The 24,679-nt window shown below is 37.7% G+C and carries 11 protein-coding genes; 10 read left to right on the forward strand and 1 reads right to left on the reverse strand.

The annotated features are described in order from the left end of the window. The first annotated feature begins 61 nt into the window (after positions 1-61). A complete protein-coding gene (locus I6U49_RS12375) occupies positions 62-1,327 on the forward strand; it encodes an IS256 family transposase (RefSeq protein WP_262894938.1) in 1,266 nt (421 codons plus the stop codon). A 305-nt stretch (positions 1,328-1,632) separates the two neighbouring features. On the opposite strand, the gene I6U49_RS12380 is transcribed toward I6U49_RS12375, so the two are convergent. Further along, positions 1,633-4,632, reverse strand: a complete 3,000-nt coding sequence (locus tag I6U49_RS12380; protein WP_198629029.1) for a ligand-binding sensor domain-containing protein — start codon at positions 4,630-4,632, stop codon at positions 1,633-1,635. Between the two features lie 386 nt (positions 4,633-5,018). Here I6U49_RS12380 and I6U49_RS12385 point away from each other — a divergent pair, with 386 nt between their 5' ends. The 9 genes from I6U49_RS12385 to I6U49_RS12425 all read left to right on the forward strand — a co-directional run bounded on the left by I6U49_RS12385 (position 5,019) and on the right by I6U49_RS12425 (position 24,596). Further along, a complete protein-coding gene (locus tag I6U49_RS12385) occupies positions 5,019-8,156 on the forward strand; it encodes a SusC/RagA family TonB-linked outer membrane protein (RefSeq protein ID WP_232804710.1) in 3,138 nt (1,045 codons plus the stop codon). A gap of 12 nt (positions 8,157-8,168) precedes the next feature. Next, complete coding sequence (locus I6U49_RS12390) at positions 8,169-10,154, forward strand: RagB/SusD family nutrient uptake outer membrane protein (RefSeq protein ID WP_232804711.1); 1,986 nt, start codon at positions 8,169-8,171, stop codon at positions 10,152-10,154. 905 nt (positions 10,155-11,059) lie between these two features. Next, positions 11,060-13,174: a BACON domain-containing protein gene (locus tag I6U49_RS12395; RefSeq protein WP_198629031.1), complete on the forward strand. Its 2,115-nt coding sequence runs from the start codon at positions 11,060-11,062 to the stop codon at positions 13,172-13,174. 166 nt (positions 13,175-13,340) lie between these two features. Continuing rightward, positions 13,341-16,553 (forward strand): SusC/RagA family TonB-linked outer membrane protein, encoded by a 3,213-nt coding sequence (locus I6U49_RS12400; protein WP_198629033.1) that lies wholly within the window; start codon positions 13,341-13,343, stop codon positions 16,551-16,553. Positions 16,554-16,661: 108 nt separating this feature from the next. Beyond that, a complete protein-coding gene (locus I6U49_RS12405; RefSeq protein ID WP_198629035.1) occupies positions 16,662-18,572 on the forward strand; it encodes a RagB/SusD family nutrient uptake outer membrane protein in 1,911 nt (636 codons plus the stop codon). A gap of 120 nt (positions 18,573-18,692) precedes the next feature. Further along, a complete protein-coding gene (locus I6U49_RS12410) occupies positions 18,693-20,243 on the forward strand; it encodes a sulfatase family protein (protein ID WP_198629037.1) in 1,551 nt (516 codons plus the stop codon). A gap of 93 nt (positions 20,244-20,336) precedes the next feature. Beyond that, a complete protein-coding gene (locus I6U49_RS12415) occupies positions 20,337-22,013 on the forward strand; it encodes a sulfatase family protein (RefSeq protein WP_198629039.1) in 1,677 nt (558 codons plus the stop codon). A 9-nt stretch (positions 22,014-22,022) separates the two neighbouring features. Next, complete coding sequence (locus I6U49_RS12420) at positions 22,023-23,780, forward strand: beta-N-acetylhexosaminidase (protein WP_198629041.1); 1,758 nt, start codon at positions 22,023-22,025, stop codon at positions 23,778-23,780. A 21-nt stretch (positions 23,781-23,801) separates the two neighbouring features. Beyond that, a complete protein-coding gene (locus I6U49_RS12425) occupies positions 23,802-24,596 on the forward strand; it encodes a glycoside hydrolase family 16 protein (protein ID WP_198629044.1) in 795 nt (264 codons plus the stop codon). Positions 24,597-24,679: the final 83 nt, after the last annotated feature.

A 24,679-nucleotide genomic window follows, 5' to 3' on the forward strand; every position in this document is an offset into this window, starting at 1 on the left:
GAGAGTGTAAAATAAACTCTGTCTGAATTGAATTATTTATTAATTTCATTCATACAGAATTATGGCAACAAAAGAACAACAAGAATTCGAGAAAAAGGTGCTTGACCAGTTCATGTCAGGCAAAAGCCTTTTTGGTGCAGACGGTGCTTTTGCACCGATGCTCAAGAACGTTATTGAGAAGGCCCTTCAGGCAGAGATGGACTCTCATCTAAGTAGTGATGAACGCTCCAAAGGGAATAAACGCAATGGCAAGGGAAAGAAAAAGCTTAAAAGTGGCTTTGGCTCTTTTGACATTGAAACCCCTGAAGACCGTCAAAGTAGCTTCCAACCGGAACTGGTTAAAAAGCGACAGACGATTCTGGCTGATAATCTTTCAGAAAAAATTATCGGTCTTTATGGACTTGGAATGAGCTACCGTGACATCTCGGGTCATATCAAAGAAATGTACGATACCGATATTTCCCATACGGTTTTAAGCCAGATCACCGATCAGATCATTCCTGATATCAAAGCCTGGCAAAGTCGTCCTTTAGAACCCCTTTACTGTATTGTTTGGCTTGATGCCATGCATTATAAAGTTAAAGTGGATGGAAAGATTGCCCACAAAGCACTTTATAACATCCTGGGTATTACCAAAGAAGGGAAAAAGGAAATCCTGGGGATGTATATCTCTGAGAGCGAAGGTGCTAATTTCTGGCTACAGGTTTTAACCGACCTTCATAACCGTGGATTACAGGATATCTTAATAGCCTGTACAGATAATCTCAAAGGCTTTACACAAGCCATCTTAAGCGTTTATCCAAAGGCTCAGGTTCAGCTTTGTATTGTACACCAAATCCGTAATTCATTGAAGTATATTGCCTCTAAAGATCAAAAAGAGTTTATGAAAGACCTGAAAAAGGTCTATAGGGCTGTCACTAAAGATGTAGCCGAAGATGAGCTATTGAACCTGGAAGGGAAATGGGGTAATAAATATCCTGTAGTTATTGAAAGTTGGCAGCGTAACTGGGAACAGCTATCCCAGTATTTTGAGTATACAGAACCCATTAGGAAGATTATTTACACCACTAATGCCGTAGAGGGCTTCCATCGGCAAATCCGGAAAGTTACCAAAACCAAGGGTGCTTTCACCACTGATATGTCGCTGCTAAAGCTAGTCTACCTGGCCACACGAAACATTGAGAAGAAATGGACCGCTCCTTTGCATAATTGGAGCCTTACGATTCAGCAATTTTATATTAAATTTGGAGACCGGATACCGCTGGACATAAACGCCAATTCCTCTGGGGCTAGCCCCAGAGGAATTGAAACATCAGACAGAGTTTAATTTACAGACCCATTTTGAGATTGTAAAATTTCTATCTTTTACTCTTAAAGTAATTTTGCATCATACTTTATAAAATAAATCCTAACTAAAATTCATCCTTAATTTACAGCTAATAAACCTCAAATACCACTGGGGAAATCCCCCATTTAATACTAGAAAATAGTTTCTTTATAAAAGATTCAACCCTATAATTTTATCTCTTTTCAACCTGATTGTTTATATCATTAATATTGAGCAAAAAACCACACAAAAAATCGATTGAAACCTTTCTGAAAACCTTTTCAATTTAAAGACAAGGCTAAGCACTAAAGCCCCTTCGACTCAAAAAATTCTTCAAAAGAGCTACCTTCTTCCATATTCAGTTTTTTTCTTAACCGATGCCGGGCAACTTTTATAGAGTTTAAGGAGATCCCAAACAAAGTAGCTATTTGCTGCGAAGGAAAGTTTAATTTTATGAGGGCACACAGTCGTAACTCCCTATCGGTAAGCGAGGGATTCTCTTCTTTTAAACTTGGTATAAATCCCGGGTGCACCTGGTTAAAAATGTGGTAAAATTGTTTCCACTCGGTATCTATGGCAAGACTATCTTCTATTTTCTCGATAATATTTTTAAGAAATTCTTTATTCTGGGGGTCTTTTTTTTCTTCGGCGACAAACTTTTCTTTTATTTCTACCAATAAATTGTTTTTATGTACAGTTCTAAGTGTACTGTTGGTAAGTTCTTCGGTTTTAAAATGTAATTCATCACTAAGCCTTTTTTGTTTAAGCAGTTCATTTTGCCTTTCGGTTTCCAATAAATCAAGTTCATTTTTATAGGCTCTGTCTTTTTCTTTTTCAACTTCTTTGGTCCTAAGTGCAACTATTTTTTTAAGCTTATCTCTTTGTTTAATAATATTTCTATGACGCCATTGTGCAATAAAAAGTATTATTAATCCAATAAAAAGCACCAATAAGGCCTGTACTAAACGCCTTTGAAAAAAAGAAGGCAAAACTTTAATTTGAATATTGGCTTCTTCCTGTGATAGCTCACCTGTATCTGTTCGTGCAGCTACGTGTAATGTGTAATCTCCCGGAGCAAGATTAGAAAAAGTAAGTGATTTGCGTTTATTTAATGAATGCCATTGGTTATTGGAGCCCTCTAACTTATAGAAATATTCAGTGCCTTCCTGATCAAAGTAATTAGAACTGGAAAAATTAACAGTAAAAAGACTATAACCTGGCTTAAGCCTTAAAACGCCGGCTTCTTTATTATGTCTAAAAACGGCAGGATCAATCTCTCTTATCCCATCTTCTTCAACTATTGTAAAACTGGTGAAGAAAACCTGTGGTTTAGATATTTCATCTTCCATACTTTCAGGATTAAAATATGATAAACCCTCATTTCCAGCAAAATAAATACGGCCAGTGCTACTATAACTTGCCTGCCCTCCATGAAATGGTGGAATTCCTTCCTGTATTCCAAAATTTCTTATAACGCTATCTTTTATTCTACTTAAACCAAGATTAGTACTAAGCCATACATTTTTATGTTCATCTGTAAGAATACCTCTAACTATTTTTCCCTGTAAACCTTCTTGCTCTCCAATTCTTTCAAAGGTTTTATTTCTTCTGGAATACCTATTTAATCCGAAACCATAAGTCCCTACATAAACCGATAAGTCAGGGCCTTCATTTATGGATAGAATATGATTAGAGCTTAAACTTGTACTATCAGATTTTGAAAACTTAAATACTTGTAGATGCTCCCCCTTTGCCGATAGAAGATTAAGTCCGTTTTGTGTTCCTACCCACATTTCGCCTTTGGCATCTTTATAAATACTAATAACCGTATTGTCGCTTAAACCCTTTGAATTGGAAGTATTTATTTTTTTTAAAACCTCCAGGTCTCTATTAAAAATAAAAATACCGTTTCCAGTACCAACCCACATTCTATTCTTTGTATCTTCCTCAATTGCGTAAATAGACTTTAATTCTTTTTGTTCGGGAAAAGTTAAAAATGCTTTTTTCTTTTTATCGTAGACATTTAAACCTCCCCTAAGCGTACCTACCCATATTCTCCTTTCCTTATCTTCTTTCATAGATAAAACAATGTCTCCACTTAAATCATTCTCGTTTTCCCTATCATCTATAAAAATTTCCAGGTCTCCCGTTCTGGGGTTATATTTTCGTAATCCATTTCTTCCTGCTGATATCCAAAGCATATCTTCTGAATCTTCCAATATTCTAGATCCCTGTTTATCCTTACCGAATGCCAGTTCTTCTGGAGGAACATTATATACCTTAATCCTATCCTTAAAATAGCTAATTCCACCGTGTACTGTACCGGCCAAAACTGTATTATGTAAGCCTTTTCCGAAGCAAATAACTGAATTATCACTTAGCCCCCATTCTCCCGGTTTCTGTTTTAAATAAATAAAGTTATCCTGTTGAGGCTGGTATAAATTAATTCCTCCGCCATCGGTGCCAATATAAATTCTATGGTTTTCCCCCTTGTATAAAGCAAGTATGATATTGTTGTTTACACTCTCCCCTTCCTTTGAATTGGCTCTGTAATGCTCTAGCGTTTCAGACTTTAAATTATATTTAAAAAGTCCATTTCCGCCAGTTGCGATCCATAGCTGTGAAAGGCTGTCTAAAGCAAGATCATTTACAGCAAAAGAGTTATTCAATTTGGGTAATGGCTTTAATTCATTTTCTTTAACGTTAAAATGCCAAACTTCGCCGCTGCTAGTACCTATCCATAAATTGTTATTATCTACCTGTAATAAAGAAGTTAAAATAGTATTGGGAAAATTCTTATTAAGCTTATATGCATCAAAATGGATTATATTTTCGGTGTCCTTTACATAATAAAGCTGATCTCCACTCCCCCCAATCCAAAAATCAAGGGAATCGCTAGTTGAGATACTAAAGATTGCCTGGTTCTTTTTAATTGTACTTCCCTCTGCATCATAATATTCAAAACGATCGTCCTCCCTTTTATGGGTATAGAGCCCGCTACTGGTAGCTAACAGTATTTTGGAATTATCCACAACCTGCAAATCAAAAATTGAAATATTCTCGCCTAAAATATAGGTTCTTATTTTTTCACCATCATACCTGTTTATACCCAACCTTGTAGCTGCCCAAATAACCCCATTCCCATCCTGTACCACGCGGTTTATTCTATTATCAGAAAACCCATCGCTTATATCTAAATGTTTAAACTGTAAAACAGGTTCCTGGGCATACATCATCATTAGATTAGAAAAGAATAAGATGAGAAGCAATAAAAGTCTTAACATTTTGAAAATGTACCCTTTCAATAATATTTTTTTTAAAAGCCAAAAATCAACAAAAATCATATTAAACTTATTTACAGACACTTACAAAAATACGATAACCTAAAAGTAATATTAATGTAACCCAAATGTACTCCTGCAAAGTATAAAATTATTTAACATATTTATAATTTCGTTAAGAAATTGTTATGTACGAAAACGATCTCGTTAAAATATTTAGCATTTAGAAGCAAAAAACACCTTCAAAATCTCTTTTCTAATCTTAAAACCAGTCATTTTTTCACAAACAAAACCAGGCAAATATGTAAACAAAACTCAAGCTATTAAAACTTTACCAACTCTATAAAAAAAGAGTTAACTAACTACAAACCAATAAAAATTAAATAATGAAAAAAATTTTTACTTTTTGCATGATACTCCTATCATGCCAATCGTTTTTATTCGCGCAAGAATCCATAACAGTTAAAGGCATAGTGACCGAAACTGAAACCGGAATACCTATTCCAAGCGCCAACATTATACAAAAAGGAACCAGCAATGGGGTTATGACCAACTTTGACGGTGAATTTAGTATTGAAGTCCCTGCTAATGCAATTTTAAATATTTCTTATATTGGATATGCTACTAAAGAAGTTCCTGTAGAAGGCAGAACCAACCTAAACATACAACTGCAAACAGAAGCCGCTGCACTACAAGAAGTGGTGGTGGTAGGATACGGTACCCAGAAAAAAGCTAACCTTACCGGAGCCGTGACCACAGTTGACTCTGATGTATTACAGTCAAGACCTGTTCCAAAAGTAAGTCAGATGCTTCAGGGAGTTGTACCGGGTCTAAATTTTCAAACCTCAGGTCTTGGGGGAGAATTAAACTCCGGACTTAATTTTAATATACGAGGGGCCGGTACTATTGGTTCGGGATCTAATTCTGCTCCTTTGGTTTTAGTAGACGGGATGGAAGCATCGTTAGACGCAATTAACCCACAAAATATAGAGTCGATCACTGTTTTAAAAGACGCTGCTGCATCAGCAGTTTATGGCTCCAGGGCGGCCTTTGGTGTTATTTTAGTAACCACTAAAGAAGGGCAATCTGGTGCACCCAGAATAACCTACTCAAACAATTTCAGGTTCACTTCGCCCATACAAGTTCCAGAAATGATGGACTCTCATACATTTGCTTTATATTGGAATGAGGCTGCCGGCAATTCAGGACAGGCTCCTCCTTTTTCTCAAGAAGTTATTGACAGAATTGTTCAATATCAGGCAGGAGAAATAGATTTTGGAACAGTACCAAATGCGGCCGGAGACAGATACCAATATTATACCGGATCCAATGCTAATACAGATTGGTTTGATGAACTTTACAAAGATTTTGCCTTTTCCCAGGAACACAACTTAAGCCTTAGCGGAGGTTCTGAAAAAACAACATATTACACTTCAGCAAGATTGGTAGATCAAGGTGGTTTGTTAGCGTATGGCGAAGACAGGCTAGATGAATATGATTTTACGGGAAAATTGAGTACCGAAATATCAAAACACGTCAAGTTTAATTATAGTACTCGTTTTTCAAGAAAAAACTATAATAAACCTACCCAACAAGGTGGTCTTTTCTATCATAATATTGCCCGTAGATGGCCTACTGTTCCTGTAAGGGATCCTAATGGATATTTTACTGATTCCTCTGGAGAAATAATTCAGTTAGAAGATGGAGGAAGAACCGATAATCTCACAGATAAATCATTTATGCAGGGACAGTTCACAATTACTCCGCTTGAAGGCTGGAATATTTACGCTATTGGGAATTATAAAATCACCAATATTAATAACCATGCAGAAGTTTTACCTGCATACGGCTATGATGTTGCAGGGAATCCATATCCAGTTCCGGTAGGATGGAATTCTCCCGGGTACAGTTCTGTATACGAATACAATAGAAAAGAAGATTATTTCAGTACAAATATTTATTCAGATTACGCTTTTGATTTAAATGAAGATCATAATTTTAAAGTGATGGCCGGTTTTAACTCTGAAGTCACTAAATATAGAACCATAGGCGCATCAAGAAGTGGATTGATCACTCCCGACTTACCTACGATAAACACCGCTACAGACGAAAGTAGAGCTACAGAAGGACAGTACCAACATTGGTCTGTAGCCGGATTTTTTGGAAGGTTAAACTATAACTTTAGAGAAAAATATTTATTAGAATTAAATGCCAGGTATGACGGATCTTCAAGATTTATAAATGACAAACATTGGAACCTTTTTCCATCTATCTCTGCCGGTTGGAATGTTGCAAAAGAAGACTTTTGGAAATGGAAGAAAACCATTCAACTTTTTAAGTTAAGAGGTTCATATGGCGAATTAGGAAATCAAAACACCAATAATTGGTATCCGTTCTATCAATCTATGCCAGTAGGTACGGCCAATGGTAGCTGGTTATTAAACGGCGAAAGACCAAACACCGCAAGTGCTCCAGGCCTGGTTAGCTCTTTATTAACCTGGGAACGAGTAACAAGTTGGAATGTAGGGCTGGATATGGCACTATTAAAAAACAGGTTGAATCTAAGTGCTGAATATTTCAACAGAAAAACCATAGATATGGTAGGCCCGGCACCTGAACTACCTGCTATTCTGGGAACTGCCGTACCGCGAATTAACAATGCCGATATGGAGTCTTATGGTTTTGAATTAGAACTTAACTGGAGAGATAAGATTGGTGATTTTAATTATAGCGTTAGAGGAGTTCTTTCTGATTCTCAACAAAAAGTAGTAAGCTATCCAAACCCCACAAATAATATCTGGGATTGGTACAACGGTAGAAAAATGGGCGAAATTTGGGGTTACACCACGCTGGGAATTGCAAAAACCGATGAAGAAATGCAAAATCACTTAGCCAATACCAGCCAAAGTCAACTTGGTAGTAACTGGGAAGCCGGGGATATTATGTATGCCGATTTAAATGGAGACGGAGAAGTAAATTCTGGTAGTGGTACATTGGGGGACACAGGCGACTTAACTATTTTGGGCAATTCTACGCCTCGCTACAGGTTTGGCCTTGATTTAAATGGTGACTACAAAGGTTTTGATTTTAGAGTATTTATGGAAGGCTTCGGCAAAAGGGATTATATGCCAAACGGCCCTTACTTTTGGGGTGCCAACGGAGGAATGTGGCAGTCTGCAGGTTTCAATGAGCATCTTGATTATTTTAGAAATGAAGACTCGCAGATGGTTCAGGCTGGCTTAGCCGATGTTAACCTGGACTCATACTATCCAAGACCAATTTTTGGAAGTGGTAAAAACCAACAAACTCAATCTCGTTATATCCAGGATGCCTCTTATATAAGATTAAAAAATGTACAACTTGGTTATTCTTTTAATTCGTTTAACGACTCGAGAGTTAGAGTATATGTCTCTGGAGAAAACTTGCTTACCCTCTCTAACATGATAGATATTTTTGATCCTGAATCTGTTGGATTAGGAGGTTGGAGCGATGGAAAAACCTATCCTTACTCGCAAGTGCTTTCAGTAGGACTCAATGTTAACTTTTAATCAGTAATAAATATGAAATCAAAAAAATATATAAAATCAGTTTGTTTATTATTCGCAGTTGTTTTTATGACAAGTTGCGAAGTTGATAATTTTTTGGACAGAGAACCACTCTCTGATGTTACACCAAACGATTATTTAAACAGAGAAGCCGACCTGGCTGCTTATACCATTGCGAGGTATAATTTCCCTACTCATGGTGGTTGGAATATTGGAACTTTTGGTAGGGATAATCATACCGACAACCAGGCTACCTCTGGTTATAGTAGAATTTGGGCTCCCGGTGAGTGGCGCGTACCACAATCTGGCGGGGCCTGGAACTTTGGAAACATTCGGCAACTAAATTATTTTTTGGAAAACGCAGTACCAAAATTTGAAGCAGATGAAATTAAAGGTAATCCTGGCAATATTGCACATTACGTAGGTGAAGCCTACTTTTTAAGAGCTTATGAGTATTTTCAAAAAGTTAAAGAGGTTGGAGACTTTCCTATCGTAAAAAACACCCTTGAGGATAACTTAGAGCAGCTTATTGCTGAATCAACGCGTGATCCTAGAAATGAAGTGGCAAGGTTTATCCTTTCTGATTTAGACAAGGCCATTGAGCTATTGCAAAATGAGCCGCCACACGGTAAAAACAGAATTTCCAGACACGCAGCCTACCTCTTCAAATCCCGTGTGGCATTGCACGAAGGAAGTTGGCTTACCTATCATAAAGGCACCCCTTTTGTTCCGGGCGGTGATGGTTGGCCGGGCGCAGGACAAATTGATGGTTTTAGTATAGATATTGACGCTGAAATAGACTTTTTTCTTTCACAGGCGATGGAAGCATCAGCGAACGTAGCAGATGCTATTTCTTTAACCCCAAATATTCCGGCAGAAAACATTGCATTTAATAGCTCCAACAATCCATATTTTACCATGTTTGGATCTGAAAATCCGGGGCAATACCAGGAAGTATTATTATGGAGAGATTACGACCCAAGTATAGGTATTAATCACAACGTTAATCATTATTTAAACCAATATGGGGGTAACTCAGGATATACAAGAAGCTTTGTAGATAACTTCATAATGAGAAATGGCTTACCAATTTATGCTGATGGTTCGGGATATGCCGGCGATGATTATATTGAAGATGTAAAAGAAAATCGCGACTTAAGGCTTCAGCTTTTTATGAAAGCGCCAGGAGAACTTAGGCTTACCGATGCCACCGCCACCAATGGAGACCCTCTTCTTATACAAAAACCTGAAATAACAGACTTACAGGAAACCAAAGATGTTACCGGTTACCCAATTAAAAAAGGTTTTTCCTATCTTCAAAGTAATGTAGAAACCAATAGTGGATCTACAGGAAGTATCGTTTTTAGAGCTACTGAAGCTTACTTAAATTATATTGAAGCTTCCTATTTAAAAGAAGGTAGCCTAAATACCAAGGCAGCCGGATACTGGAAAGCTATTCGTGAAAGAGCCGGTATAGAACCAGATTTCTCGATAACCGTAGCTGCTACAGATATTTCTAAAGAAGCCGAAAATGATTTTGCCGCCTACTCTGCAGGACAATTACTAGATGACCCAGTTCTTTATAATATTAGAAAAGAGAGACGTGGTGAATTAATTGCAGAAGGAATGCGCTTATTCGATCTTAAACGATGGAGAGCCCTGGACCAACTAAAAGAAAACCCACACATTATTGAAGGGTTTAAATTGTGGGGGCCAATGCAGGAATGGTATGTAGACGACGAAGGTAATTCTACACTAATTGAACCGGGGGACCCGGGGGTTCCTAATGTTTCAAGTAGTGAAGAAAGTGATTACCTTATGCCCTACCGAATAAATTTAGGCTCGGGTAACCCTGTAAGTGACGGATATTCATGGGCCTATGCTCATTACTTACAACCCATTGCCGTTGAACACTTTTTGATAACCGAAACTTCAGGTAGTTCCGTAATTTATCAAAATCCAGGTTGGTCTTTAAATGCCGGCTCAGGTGCAGAGTTTTAAATAATAACATTAGGGATTAATCATAAGCTGTGATCTTCTTATGTACAATCTGTAAAAGAGGCTGTCTAAATTAAGTTTAGGCAGCCTCTTTTTATACCGCTACTTCTCAAAAAGCAAGACTTAAAATTTATACACTGTCAAGAAATCCTATCTCCACTTAAGAGCAATTTTTACTATTTCACAATTATCTGCCAATACCACGTCTCTTCTATAATAGAAAATTCAGGTTTTTACGCGATAATCGAGGTTTATCCCAATAGTTATCGTGACTTCTGGTATACCTCATAAATCAAAAATCTATCTATTAAACGCCTCTTTGGCTTACTACGAGTTAATTTAGTTCTTAACTCATAAAACATATTACCCATCAATATTCCACAAATATAAAATTTGAATCTCTCCAGGCATTCTAGATAGGTATCCTTCACATCTTATACATTTCTTCCCCCCGATTATAACATCAGTACAGACATTTCATCTGAGCAAGCTTTTGTCCATTCTACTTCCAAAACCACAAAAGCTATTTTTTCTTCTATACCTCCCTGACTTTAGAGTAATAAATCTAAAAAAGCAATTTACCTAATCAAATAGATGAATGTAACCTATTAACAAAGGATTTAAATAGATATCACACTCTAAACAAGCATTAAAATTTTGACTTACAACACTTTAAACAAAATTTATTAACCCAAAAGTAATATTAATGTAACCCAAAAGTACCCCCTTAAAATCTATAACATATTTAACATACTGCTATATTCGTCAAGTAATTGATCATTATTAAGAAAACGAAAACGATTTAGTGTATAAGGATTTTTAGGTTTTCTGTTCTTCTTATAAATGCTCTCAAAAAATAGAACCATTTGGTTTTAAAAAATTGATTTAATAACAAAATTTCAAAAAGTATGAAATTACAATTACCATTTAAGTTAATTATTTGTCTCGGAATTTCGGGTAGTTTCTTTCTAGCCTGTAGTAGCGACGATAAAGATTCTTCTATATCTCGAGAACCGTTCTTCAATTTTAGTACTCGTTATTTTGATGAGGGAATTCTGGAAAATAAAACCGATTCCCTTAAGATTGATATTGAAACTAATTCCTACTGGAATATAGAAAAGGAGTCTAATATGGATTGGGTATCTATTCAACCTAGCAAAGGTACCGGAAGTGGCGAGGCTACCATTCAGGTTAAAGATAACAATACGGTGGGCGATAGGTCTACATGGGTGTACCTTAATGCATTTGAATTTAAAGATAGCCTTGAAATTAAACAACGTGGAAGGGAATTGTCTATTTCTACACAGGAATTTACTGAGGTTGCTGCCGAAGCTACCGATTTGGAATTTACTCTGGAAGCTATGGAGAAATGGATTTCGAACAAAGCTGAAGACGCAAACTGGCTCAGCTTAGATCCGGAAAGTGGTGATGCCGGGGAGCACGAAATTAAATTAAGTCTTAAAGAAAACCCTACCGACACTATAAGAACCGATTCTATTTCTTTTATGCTGGCCAATGAAAATGCCATAGAAAAAGTATGGCTAAAAATTTCTCAAAAAGCAAAAGAAAAAATAGAGCCGAAACTAAGTTTAGAAAATTCTAACAAAACAGTTGAAGCGAACAAAGGAAGCCTGGAAGTATCACTTACTTCAAATATAGACTGGCAGGCTACTTCTAATATAGAAGGGGTAATATTAAATCCTTCCGAAGGAACCGGTAGTGAAGATATTCAAAAAATAACAGTAGAATATCCGGCCAATACAACAACCGAAAAACGAAATATAGAAATTAGTTTTTCAGGGAAAGAACCTAACGAAGAAGTTACGGCTAGCTATAGCATTGAACAATTAGGGCAAACCGCTTCAGAAATTGCTGTAAAGAATAACATTATAGAAATAGATGGTAAAAACCAGGTTTTTGAAATAGAGCTTACCTCATCTAATGTTGCCTGGAAAGCAGTTTCAAAAGATTCTAGATTTGTAATTATTGAAAATGAAAGCGGAATGGCTACGGCTACTCCAATAAAGATTAAGGTTAACGCAACCGAAAATATGAGTTTTGAATCTGTATCTGGTGTCATTGAAATTCAGAAAGCAGACGATCCCGAAGTAAAAACTGAAATAGCTATTAAGCAAGGTTTACACCCCATGAATGATGAGTCTTTAGTGTATAGCGTTCCTTCTAAAACCGCGGCTCAAATTGGTTTAGATCGTGGTGTAGCACATCCATCTCAGGAAAAATGGACATTTTGGAATGCCCATGAATTTACAGATAATGCTACCGGGTTTTGGAACTTTAATACCAAAGGAGGTATTCAAAATGCTGTCTTTAATGGTGATATGAAAGTAGTAAAAGATGGAACTTTAAAAATTAAAACCAGAAAATTAGCTAGTCCTACTACAAATATTCATGGGGATGTCGCAGAATATGAAACTGCACCATTATATAGTAAACGTTACGACCAGGGTGGTGTGAAATGGGTAAAGTTTACAACCAACATGCGAGTTGAAGTAAGATATAAATCTTCTGGTCACCAGGGATTTAATGAAGCTTTATGGTTTATGGGACAAAGTAACTACGATGGTCAGGGAATTCCTTGGCCAGATAACGGAGAGATAGACCTTATGGAAAGTCCATTCAAAAATCAAGCTCACTTCTCCCTGCACACTAAAAACTTCTCTGCAAAGACCGGTAATGCCGAAACTGCCAGTGTAAACTTACCAGATGAAACCAAATGGAACATTTTCTGGATGGAGGTTTTAGATGATAAAATAATTGGGGGTATTAACGGGTACCAATATTTTGAACACAAAAAAGGAGACGGTGGCAATAACGACTGGCCCTGGGACAACCCGGCCGGGATGATGATGATTATAACTCCCGGTATAGGTGGTTGGTCTGGTGAAATGCCAAATATGGCTGCCGGCGAAGAAGCCTTTATGGAGCTGGATTGGATACGGGTTTACACCAACGATAATTTTAATGCCTCGTCTCAAAACGGGCACGACGGAAAATTCTATTAATAAAAATAAATAAAGAGGCTGTCTATAATATCTAGTTTCGTCAAGCTGAACTTGTTTCAGCTCCTAAGACATTTTGATTATCAATGTTTTATACCCTGAAATAAATTCAGGATGACGATTTGAAGAACTTTTCAGACAGCCACTTTAAAACCATAAAATATTGAAGATGAATTTTAATAAAAAATTATGGCTTACCATGGCCTGTTTTTTCCTGATAGGGCTTTCCTATGCTCAAGATCAAAAAATTAAAGTTTCAGGAACAGTTACCGATAGTGAAGGAATACCATTACCCGGTGTTACCATTATACAAAAAGGAACTAATAATGGGACCAGCACCGATTTTGATGGAAATTACAACATCAATATTCCGGCTGCACAGGATGTTATGCTGGTATTTAGTTATATCTCTTTCGAAACACAATCTACACCCATAAACAGTCAAACTAATGTGGTGCAAAATATTTCCTTGAAAACATCGCAAAGCGAATTAGAGGAAGTGGTAGTAGTTGGTTTTGGCAAAAAGAAAAAGGAAAATTTAACAGGAGCTGTAAGCCAGGTTGGAGAAGAAGTATTTGAATCCAGGCCGGTATTAAATGCCGATAAGGCCTTACAAGGTGCGGTTGCCGGTTTAAACATTAGTACAGATGCCGGAGGGGAATTAGATGGAAACCTGGATATTAATATTAGAGGTATAGGTACCATTGGCGAAGGCTCCTCCGGTAGCCCACTAATACTTATTGATGGCATTGAAGGTGACCTAAATACCATTAACCCTAATGATATTAAGAATATTTCGGTCTTAAAAGATGCTGCAGCAGCTTCTATTTATGGGTCTCGTGCTCCTTTTGGAGTAATACTGGTAACTACAAAAGAGGGAAGCGAAGGCAAAACCCGTATTAACTATGCTACCAACTTTAGGTATAAAGTTCCTGTAAATATTCCGGAACGAATGAATTCTCTGGAATATGCCTATATGCTGAACGACCTTTATGTGAATACAGGTAGAAACCCCATTTATAATGAAAACAGGATAGATCTTATTAAAAGCTATAGAAATGGAGATTTAGCTTTTGGTACCGAACCAAACTCAAGTGGAACCAATTGGACACTAAACAGAGCTGCTTATGGAGATGAAGATTGGTACGATATACATTTAAAAGACTTTAGCCTGGGGCAGGAACATAACTTAAGCGTAAATGGAGGTAGTGAAAAAATAACCTATTATACCTCAGCGAACTTTTTAACACAGGAAGGGATATTCCATTATTCTGATGAAAAGTTTGACCGTTTTTCATTTAATGCCAAAATAAATGCAGAACTAAGCGATAAATTCGATTTAAGCTTAAACACAAGATTCATGCGTAAAAATCAGGATAGACCAACGGCTCAGGGGTCACGTTTTTATCATAACTTATCCAGGTCTGTTCCTACAAGCCCGCTTTTTACTCCTTATGGGGAATACATGGAAAACTCTATGGTACAACAGCTTACCGATGGCGGAAGGTTTAAAGAACAAACCGATTATTTCTACAACACGCTACAGTTAACCTACGAACCAATTAAGGATTGGAAGATTTATGGACAGGTAAATTCCAGGATAGAAAACCACGACGACACCAAACATATCGCAAAAATATCGGTAATTCAACCTACAGGAGAAAGCGAGTATATCCCGGTATTTTCTGGATATGTTCCAAATATCCAAACAAGAGATTGGGGAATAACGGCTATTACAGCACCGGGGCAAAATTACTACCAGGTAAACAACGGCCAGGTAAATTACTATGGTTTTAACTTCTATTCAGATTACGAAACTTCTCTTGGCGATCATAACTTCACCTTTCTTTTAGGAACGCAAAGTGAGCTTTATCAATCGCATTTCACCCAGTTAGGTACCGATAATATTGAGTCTGACGATACTCCTTTTATATCTCAAAACGGCGAAAAATATCTTTTCGAATCTAAAGGCACCTGGAGTAACGTTGGGGTATTTTCAAGAATAAACTACGATTATAAACAACGCTATTTGGTTGAAGCCAACTTTAGGGCAGACGGGGCTTCGCGTTTCCCATCAGACGAGCGTTGGGGTTACTTCCCCTCTTTTTCTGCAGGATGGAATATTGCAAAAGAAGCATTTTGGGGAGACTTTAAACGAAAAGTTTCAGAACTAAAGCTTAGGGGATCATGGGGTATGTTAGGAAACCAAAATACCAATAGCTTCTATCCTTATTTCCAAAATATGAGCATTCAAAATGGTAACTGGATTGTAAACGCCAATGTCCCCTCCTCTATTTACGCTCCAAGGCCTTTCAGTAGTTCTATTACCTGGGAAAAAATTATAAGTTTCAACTATGGTTTTGATATAGCTGCATTTAATAACCGCCTAACGGCCTCTGCCGATATCTTTGAAAGAAAAACCAAAGATATGGTAGGCCCTGCCCCACTTAAACCGGGAACTTTTGGAACCGTAGTACCAAGAACAAACAATGCCGAATTGGTTTCGAAAGGTTGGGAACTTTCTGTAGGATGGAAAGACAGAATTAATGAAGACTTTTCTTATAACGCCAATTTCGTACTAAGTGATGTTCAATCTGAAGTTACCGAATATAGCAACCCAGATAAGATTATTATGGTGAATGGTAGAGATCAGTTCTACAAAGGAAAAACCATTGGTGAGATATGGGGTTACGAATCGGCAGGAATCGCACAATCCGATTTGGAAATGAACGAATGGTTGGCTGGAAACAAACCTAATTTCGGATCTAATTGGGCCGGTGGCGATATGAAATATAAAGATTTAAATGGGGATAACCTTGTAGATGCTGGTGCCCGTAAACTAGACGATAGAGGCGATTTAACCAGAATTGGTAATAGTACGCCCAGATATACCTTTGGTGTTAATTTAGGTTTTCAGTACAAGGCATTCGATTTTAGGGCTTTTGTGCAGGGTGTTGGCAAGCGTGATGTGCTATTATCAGGTGGTGCTTTCTATCCTGGAATCAACCAATGGCAGGTATCTCCTTATGCTTCCCATTTAGATTACTTTAGAGCTTTTGGGGCCGATTTGGGTGAAAATCTAGATGCTTATTATCCCCGCCCCTTTATTGGCGATAAAAACTATAAGCCCCAAACCCATTTCTTACAGGATGCCTCTTACATTAGGTTAAAAAATGTGCAAATAGGATTTAACCTACCAGAGCAAATTTTAAAAAGCTGGGGGTTTCAAAATCTAAGGTTATATATCTCCGGAGAGAATATTTACACCCATACCAATTTACGCATGTTTGACCCTGAGGGCATTCAGGACCTGATTAATGGAAGTGGAAAAACATATCCTATGTCTGCTACTTTTTCAACCGGAATAAATGTGACTTTTTAAATAATGAGGAAAAAGAATCTAGCCTATGCTGGACGCAAAAAAATAGCAACGCGCAGGGAAGTTTTACCCTGTGATGAATTCCCAAATAGGGATTAAAATTATAAACAGATGAAAAGAATATTTTTTGTATTTACTGTACTTGCCACAAGTATATTAACACAAAGCTGCGAAGATTATTTAGAACGCGAACCTGAAGATTTTCTATCTGAAGAAGCTTATTTTAATAAGCCTTCAGACCTGGAACTTTTTGTTAATAAATTCTACACTTCCTTTGATGTAAACTCAGAATACGGTCGAAATTCACTCTATGCTACCGATAGGAATAGCGATGATTTAATTGGCCCTTTTGAAGAAGAGAATTTATTAAAGGATTATAAACTAGTACCTTCTTCGGCCGGAAATGGTTTAAAAGATTGGAATTTTTCAAATATTAGGGAAACCAATTATTTTATTGAAACTATAGAAAAACGTATCGCTGCAAATGCCTTAGATGATGAAAACGCCCAAGTACAGCAATATCGTGGGGAAAACTACTTTTTTAGAGCCTGGTTTTACTTTAATAAACTACAGGCATTTGGGGATTTTCCTATTATAAAGGAAGTGTTACCAGATGATTTGGAGAGCCTTATTTTAGCCAGTGAACGCCAACCCAGAAATGAAGTTGCCCGTTTTATTCTTGAAGACCTTACCAAAGCCATAGATTTACTTCAGGATGGGGTTTCAAAAAACCGAATTTCGAAATCAGCGGCCCAATTATTAGCCTCCAGAGTTGCTTTGTTTGAAGGCACCTGGTTAAAATACCACCAGGGTACAGCAAGGGTTCCCGGAGGCCCAAATTGGCCGGGATCATCTCAACATCCCAACTTTTCATATCCGGCCGGAAGTATTTCGGCTGAAGCTGATTATTTTTTGGGTAAAGCCATGGAATATGCCGATAACGTTGCCGGAAAATATAATTTGTATGAAGACTATCAGAAAATGTTTATTTCTCAAAACCTGGCAAATATAGAGGAAGTACTTTTTTATAAAAGTTATGGAATTGAAAATGTACTGGGCCACGGAGCCACGCATTATTTACAGCGTACCGGTGGCGGCGTAGGTTATACCAGATCTTTGGTAGAATCTTACCTTATGCAAAATGGATTACCTATCTATGCAGCAGGTTCTGGCTATGAAGGTGATGCCACTTTAAAAGATGTAGTTACCGACAGGGATAAAAGACTCCAGGTTTCAGTATTGACTGAAGGCGATGTTAGAAAGGAAAATTCTGATGGATCAAAAGAGTTTTTTGAGTATCCAGATTTAACCTCCGGTTCGGGTTGGCAAAGTGTAACCTCCGGATATCAATTACAAAAATGGATGAGTATAGATCCTACCCAGGCCGAATCTTCTACCTCAGGAACTACCGAAACACCTATTTTTAGGGTAGCAGAAGCATACCTAAATTATATTGAAGCTTCTTACGAAAAAGAAGGAAGCCTAAACGGAAAAGCCATTGCTTATTGGAAAAGCCTAAGGGAAAGAGCCGGAGTAGATACCGATATTCAAAAAACTATTTCCAATACTAATTTAGACAAGGAACGTGATCTTGCTAAATTTTCAGCCGGAAACAGTGTAGATGCCACACTTTACAACATAAGACGTGAGCGCAGAAACGAATTTATAGCTGAAGGTATGCGTTTACTTGATATGTACCGATGGAGCGCTTTTGATACTATGGAAAACTACATTGTTGAAGGCTTCAATCTTTGGGAAAAATATGAGGAAGATTATGGCACACAAATAGAAGAAGGCGAAAATGTATCTTATTCTCCGGAAAATGGCGGCTCAACATATTTTCAACCTTTTAGAATAAAAAGCTCTAACCGTGCTTATGAAGGCTACTCCTTTCCCGAAGCACATTATCTTAATCCGATACCTTTAGATCAGTTTACTTTAACAAACTCGATGGGGGCAGATGGAGTGTTATATCAAAATCCGGGATGGTCTAAATCGGCCGCAATTCCCGCGGAATATTAATAAGATTTTATAAAAATTATAAGTAAAATTTGAATTATATGCTCATTAACTATTAGGTTTGATTTAGTTGGAAAAGACAGGTTTATAATGAGCCTGTCTTTTATTATAAAAAACTCAAATATGAAAATTAACTCAAAAACCGGTATTTATCTCTTCTTATTAACTTTCTTGGGACTTATACCATTGAAGGCTACAAGCCAAAACAACAAAACACCCAACATTATCCTTATTTATACCGACGATCTCGGCTATGGAGATATTAGCAGTTATGGAGGTGAAATCCCAACACCTTACATTGATGATTTAGCGAAAAACGGATTAAAATTTACCAACGCCTATGCTACTGCGGCCACCTGTACCCCCTCTCGCTACGCTATGCTCACAGGGGAATATGCCTGGAGAAAAAAAGGCACCGGTGTGGCACCGGGAGATGCTACCAGTTTAATTTTACCGGGACGTACCACCTTACCCGGAGTTTTACAACAAGCCGGATACAAAACAGCCGCAATAGGAAAATGGCACCTTGGATTGGGGGATAAATCGCCCATCGACTGGAATAAAGAAATTAAACCGGGCCCCTTAGAAATAGGGTTTGATTATGCCTTTCTTCTTCCTGCAACCGGCGATAGAGTTCCTACTGTTTTTGTTGAAAATCACCGGGTAGTCAACCTGGATCCGGAAGATCCCATAAGCGTAAGCTATCGTGAAAATATTAATGATAAACCTACCGGAAGCAAAAACCCCGAACAATTAAAAATGATGTATTCTCATGGTCACAACCAGAGTATTACCAATGGAATAAGCCGAATTGGGTATATGAGTGGAGGTGAAAATGCCCTGTGGCGAGACGAAGATATAGCTGATAAATTGGTGAAAAAATCAGCTGAATTTATTGAAGAAAATAGAGACTCTCCATTTTTCCTTTACCTCTCAACGCATGATATTCATGTACCCCGCGTACCCCACGAACGTTTTGCCGGTGTTACCGGAAAAGGAGCTCGTGGTGATGTAATTGTTCAACTGGATTATACGGTAGGTGCCATCCAGAAGAAACTTCAGGAATTAAAACTAGAGGAAAATACCATGATAATTTTCACCAGCGATAACGGTCCCGTACTGGATGATGGATACGTAGATGGTGCCGCCGAAAGATTGGGTACTCATAATCCCTTTGGAGACTTTAGGGGTGGAAAATACAGCACTTTTGAAGCAGGCACAAGAGTACCATTAATCGTGCAGTGGAAAGGTAAAATAGCAGCGAACCAAACCTCAAAGGCTTTGATGAGCCAGGTAGATTTCCTAAGATCGTTTGCGACTGCAACAGGACAAAAAGTAGCAAAAACCAGTGCAATAGACAGCCAAAATCAATGGCAGGCTTTACTTGGAAATGATATTAATGGCAGAAAATCTCTTGTACAGCAAGCCATTAGAAATGTACTCTCTTATGTTGAAGGCGACTATAAATATATAGAGCCCCATTCAGGACCGGTAATGGTGCCATGGGGTGTAGATATAGAAACCGGGTTTAATAAAGAACCACAGCTTTATAACCTAAAACAAGATCCCGGAGAAACAAAAAACCTGGCTGCTGAAATGCCTGAAAAAACAGAAGAAATGAAACAAAACCTGAAAAAAATAAGGGGTTCTAAAGAATTAAGTTCACACAAATAAAAAAGAATCGGGAAATATAAATCTTAAAATACCTGTAATTAATTTTCAATATTATTTCCTCACATAAGTAAGCGAAAATCTAAATTAAGTTATATGTTAAACTACAAAACACTCCTTTGCTCGCTAGGCATAGCAGCAGCTTTATTCTCCTGTAAAAATCAGGAAACGGAAAAAACAACCGAAACCAAACGCCCCAATATTGTTTTTATGATGTCTGATGATCACGCATATCAGGCCATAAGTGCATATAGCGATAAACTAATTAACACTCCCAATATAGACAGGCTGGCACAAGAAGGTGCTCTTTTTAACAATGCCTCGGTAACCAATTCTATTTGTGCCCCTTCGCGTGCCGTAATTTTAACCGGAAAGCACAGTCATTTAAATGGCAAAATAGATAACCTGAGTAAATTTGACACTACTAATGTTACTTTTCCACAAATCTTACAGGATGCGGGTTATCAAACCGCCATGTTCGGAAAATTACATTTTGGGAACAATCCAAAAGGCTTCGATGAGTTTAAAATTTTACCCGGCCAGGGAAGTTATTACAATCCCAGGTTTATAACCAAAGATGGTGATACGGTAATAGATGGTTATGTGACCGATATTATTACAGACCTCACCATAAATTGGTTAGAAAAAGAACGCGATAAGGAAAAACCCTTCTTGTTAATGTATCTACACAAAGCGCCACACCGTGCATGGTTACCGGCAGAAAGACATTATAAAGAATTTACTAAAAAAGAATTCCCATTACCCGAAACGCTTTTTGATGATTACACCCGTATTCACCCAGAAGACCTGGAAGCCAGTTCTCCCGATGCAGCATCTAAAAAATACAATTTAGACCAGCCAAAAAGCCGTAAAAGTAGCGTTGCGAAAACCGCCGAAATGAATATTCTAACTCATATGGTACTTACCAACGATAACAAGTTAAAAGATTCTACAGTTAAAAAACTGGGAATAAAAGAACGCTACCTGGGAGATCCTACCAGCAGGATGACTAAAGAACAAAAAGCTGCCTGGGATAAAGTTTACGATCCTATTAACAAAGAGTTTGAAGAAAAATATCCCGAAATGGATGATGAAGACTTAATGAAATGGAAATACCAGCGTTATATGCAGGACTACCTGGGAACTATTGCTTCAGTAGATGAAAATGTAGGACGTGTTTTAGATTATTTAGATGAAAATGATTTATCTGATAATACTATAGTTGTCTACACCTCAGACCAGGGTTTTTACCTGGGAGAGCACGGTTGGTTTGACAAACGTTTTATGTATGAAGAATCTTTTAGAACTCCCCTACTTATTAAATGGCCCAACAAAATAGAAGCAGGTATCACCGAAGAGGAAATGGTTCAAAACCTTGATTTTGCACAAACCTTTTTAGATGCAGCTGGTGTAAATGCACCAGATGAAATGCAGGGTAAAAGTTTATTACCATTGCTAAAGGGAGAAAAGGATGCCTGGGATAGAGATGCCGTTTACTATCATTATTATGAGTATCCTGCCGAGCACGCCGTTAAACGACACTATGGAATTGCTACCAAAGAATATAAGATCATGCATTTTTATCACGATGTAGACGAATGGGAACTTTACGATCGCAAAAACGATCCGCAGGAATTGCATAACGTCTTTTACGATCCTGATTATGCTGAAGTAAGAGAGATGATGATTAAAAAATTGAAGGAAACTCGTAAAAAATATAAAGATTCAGAAGAGCTGGATAAGCAGTTTATTAAAGTTTACGAAGATAAATAAGTAAGAATCATGAGAAATAATTTTAATAAAAACTCCGGATACTTAAATCCGGAGTTTCTTTTACCAAAAAGGCAAGCATCAAACTTAGGTAGAATACCAATACCAGAGAACAGTCTAAAAAAAGGCCTGGGCAGGCTGGTTATTTTGCTATTTATATTAGGGGTACCTAATTTAATGCACTCCCAACTTATCCCTGCACCAACAAAAATGGAGCTAACTTCCGGCGCTTTTGAAGTAGATAATAATACCTCGCTTCAATTTTCTGAAAAAGACGAACTGGGGGAAATGGGTGCTTATTTTCAAAAGCAGGTAAAACGCCTAAGTGGTTTTGAACTTCCTTTGAATAAAAGTTCAGAAAAAAATATTGCCCTGAAAATAGATAAAAGCCTCGATCTAAATGAAGAAGGCTATACCTTAAAAATTTCAGAAAATACTGTAAAAATCTCTGCTCCTACTACGGCCGGCGTATTTTATGGAGTACAAAGTGTGTTGCAATATTTCCCGGGAATACGTACCAATCAAAAAATCACGCTTCCGGCGATGGAAATAACCGATGAACCTGCGTTTACGTGGCGTGGTATGATGCTAGATGTAAGCAGGCATTTTTATTCTGTAGAAGTCATTAAAGAGGTATTAGACCTAATGGCTTTTTATAAACTAAATACGTTTCATTGGCACCTTACAGATAATGAGGGCTGGCGATTGGAGATTAAAAAATATCCAAAATTAACCGGTATTGGCGCCTGGCGCGAAGAGATACCGGGAAGTGTTTTTTATAAGGTAGATTCTACTTATACTGAACCATTAACAGGGGAACCTTATACATATGGCGGATTCTATACCCAGGAACAAGCCAGGGAAGTAGTTGCTTATGCTGCTAAAAGAAACATAAAGGTAATTCCTGAAATAGAAATGCCCGGGCATTCGGCAGCAGCGCTTGCTGCTTATCCCGAATTTTCATGTGCACAGCCCCAACAGGATCCTCCCGGATCTAATTTGTGGAACAAGGTAATAGATACAGATAAGATGGCCTTTAATTATTGTGCCGGGAAAGAGGCTCCATTTATGTTTTTACAGGATGTTTTAGTAGAAGTTATGGATATTTTTCCTTCAGAATATATTCACGTGGGTGGAGATGAAGTAGATAAGTCTTATTGGGAAAGATGTGCAGCCTGTCAAAAAAGAATTAAAGAGGAAAACCTAAAAGATGAAAAAGAACTTCAAAGCTATTTTATAAAACGTATGGAGAAGTTTCTACAAGCCAATAACCGAAAACTCCTTGGTTGGGATGAAATCCTGGAAGGTGGCCTGGCCTCAAATGCCACAGTTATGAGTTGGCAGGGTGAAAAAGGCGGGATTGCGGCAGCAAAATCTGGGCACGATGTAGTGATGAGCCCCAGTGACCCGCTTTATTTTAATCGCTACCAGGCAGGCCCGGAAGGAGAACCACAAGCCGGCCCCTACTCGATTAATACCTTAGAACGCGTTTATAATTACCAACCGGTACCCGAAGCACTTACAGCCAATGAAGCAAAATATGTATTAGGCTCTCAATTTGCAATTTGGACCGAGTTTATATCCTCGGTAGAACATCTGGAATACATGTTACTACCAAGAATGGCTGCTTTTAGTGAAGCTGTTTGGAGCAAAAACAAGGACAAAAATTTTGAAGAGTTCACAGGTCGTTTAAATATGGGGCATTATACGAGATGGAAATCTAATGGAAACCGATTCCATCCTGAGTTTTTTGAAAAATCTGAATATTAAGAATATAACTTTTTAGCCCCTATGAAACAATTGACAGTTATACTTTTAATGGTTCTTGTAGCCGGATGTGGCACAGGGAAAGTCCAGGATAAGTCTCAAAAAAGATGGGATCTAATTTGGCAGGATGAATTTGACAATGAAGGTAAACCCGATACCGCTAAATGGTCTCATTCTCCTAGAAATTCGGCAGATTGGGCGCGTTTCTGTACAGACTCAGATGCTACCCGATTTGTAAAAGACGGAAAATTACATCTACGCGGTATTATTAACACCAATAAGAATGATACGGTAAAATATAACACAGGATGTATTAGAACAGCCGATAAATTTTCTTTTAAATACGGAAAAATTGAGGTAAAGGCTAAACTAGATAAAGGTAAAGGCTCCTGGCCGGCCATTTGGATGATGCCTCAAGATCCCAAATACGGTGGTTGGCCACATAGTGGCGAAATAGATATTATGGAACACCTAAATTACGATACCATCGTCTATCAAACCTTGCATACCAATTATATAGATATTCAAGAAAAAAAGGAGTATCCGCCATATTTCACTACCGTTCCATTTAAGGTAGATTCCTATAATGTGTATGCTGTGGAATGGTACCCTAATCGGTTAGATTTCTTTGTTAATGGTGAAAAGACCTTTTCTTATCCAAAAATAGAGAATGCCGATTCAAAGCAATGGCCCTTCAATCAGGAGTTTTTTATTATTCTAGATCAGGCACTTGGAGGTAACTGGGTTGGTAGCATAAAAGACGAAGACCTGCCTGTTGAAATGCTGGTAGATTGGGTGCGGGTTTATAAAGAGAAGTGATTCGGGATTCGTAAATTAATTAAAATGATTTAAAATCATATTTGTTATACATCGTACAACTTTCAAAATACATTATAAATTAT

Source organism: Salegentibacter maritimus (genome assembly GCF_016236915.1).
Classification (GTDB): domain Bacteria; phylum Bacteroidota; class Bacteroidia; order Flavobacteriales; family Flavobacteriaceae; genus Salegentibacter; species Salegentibacter maritimus.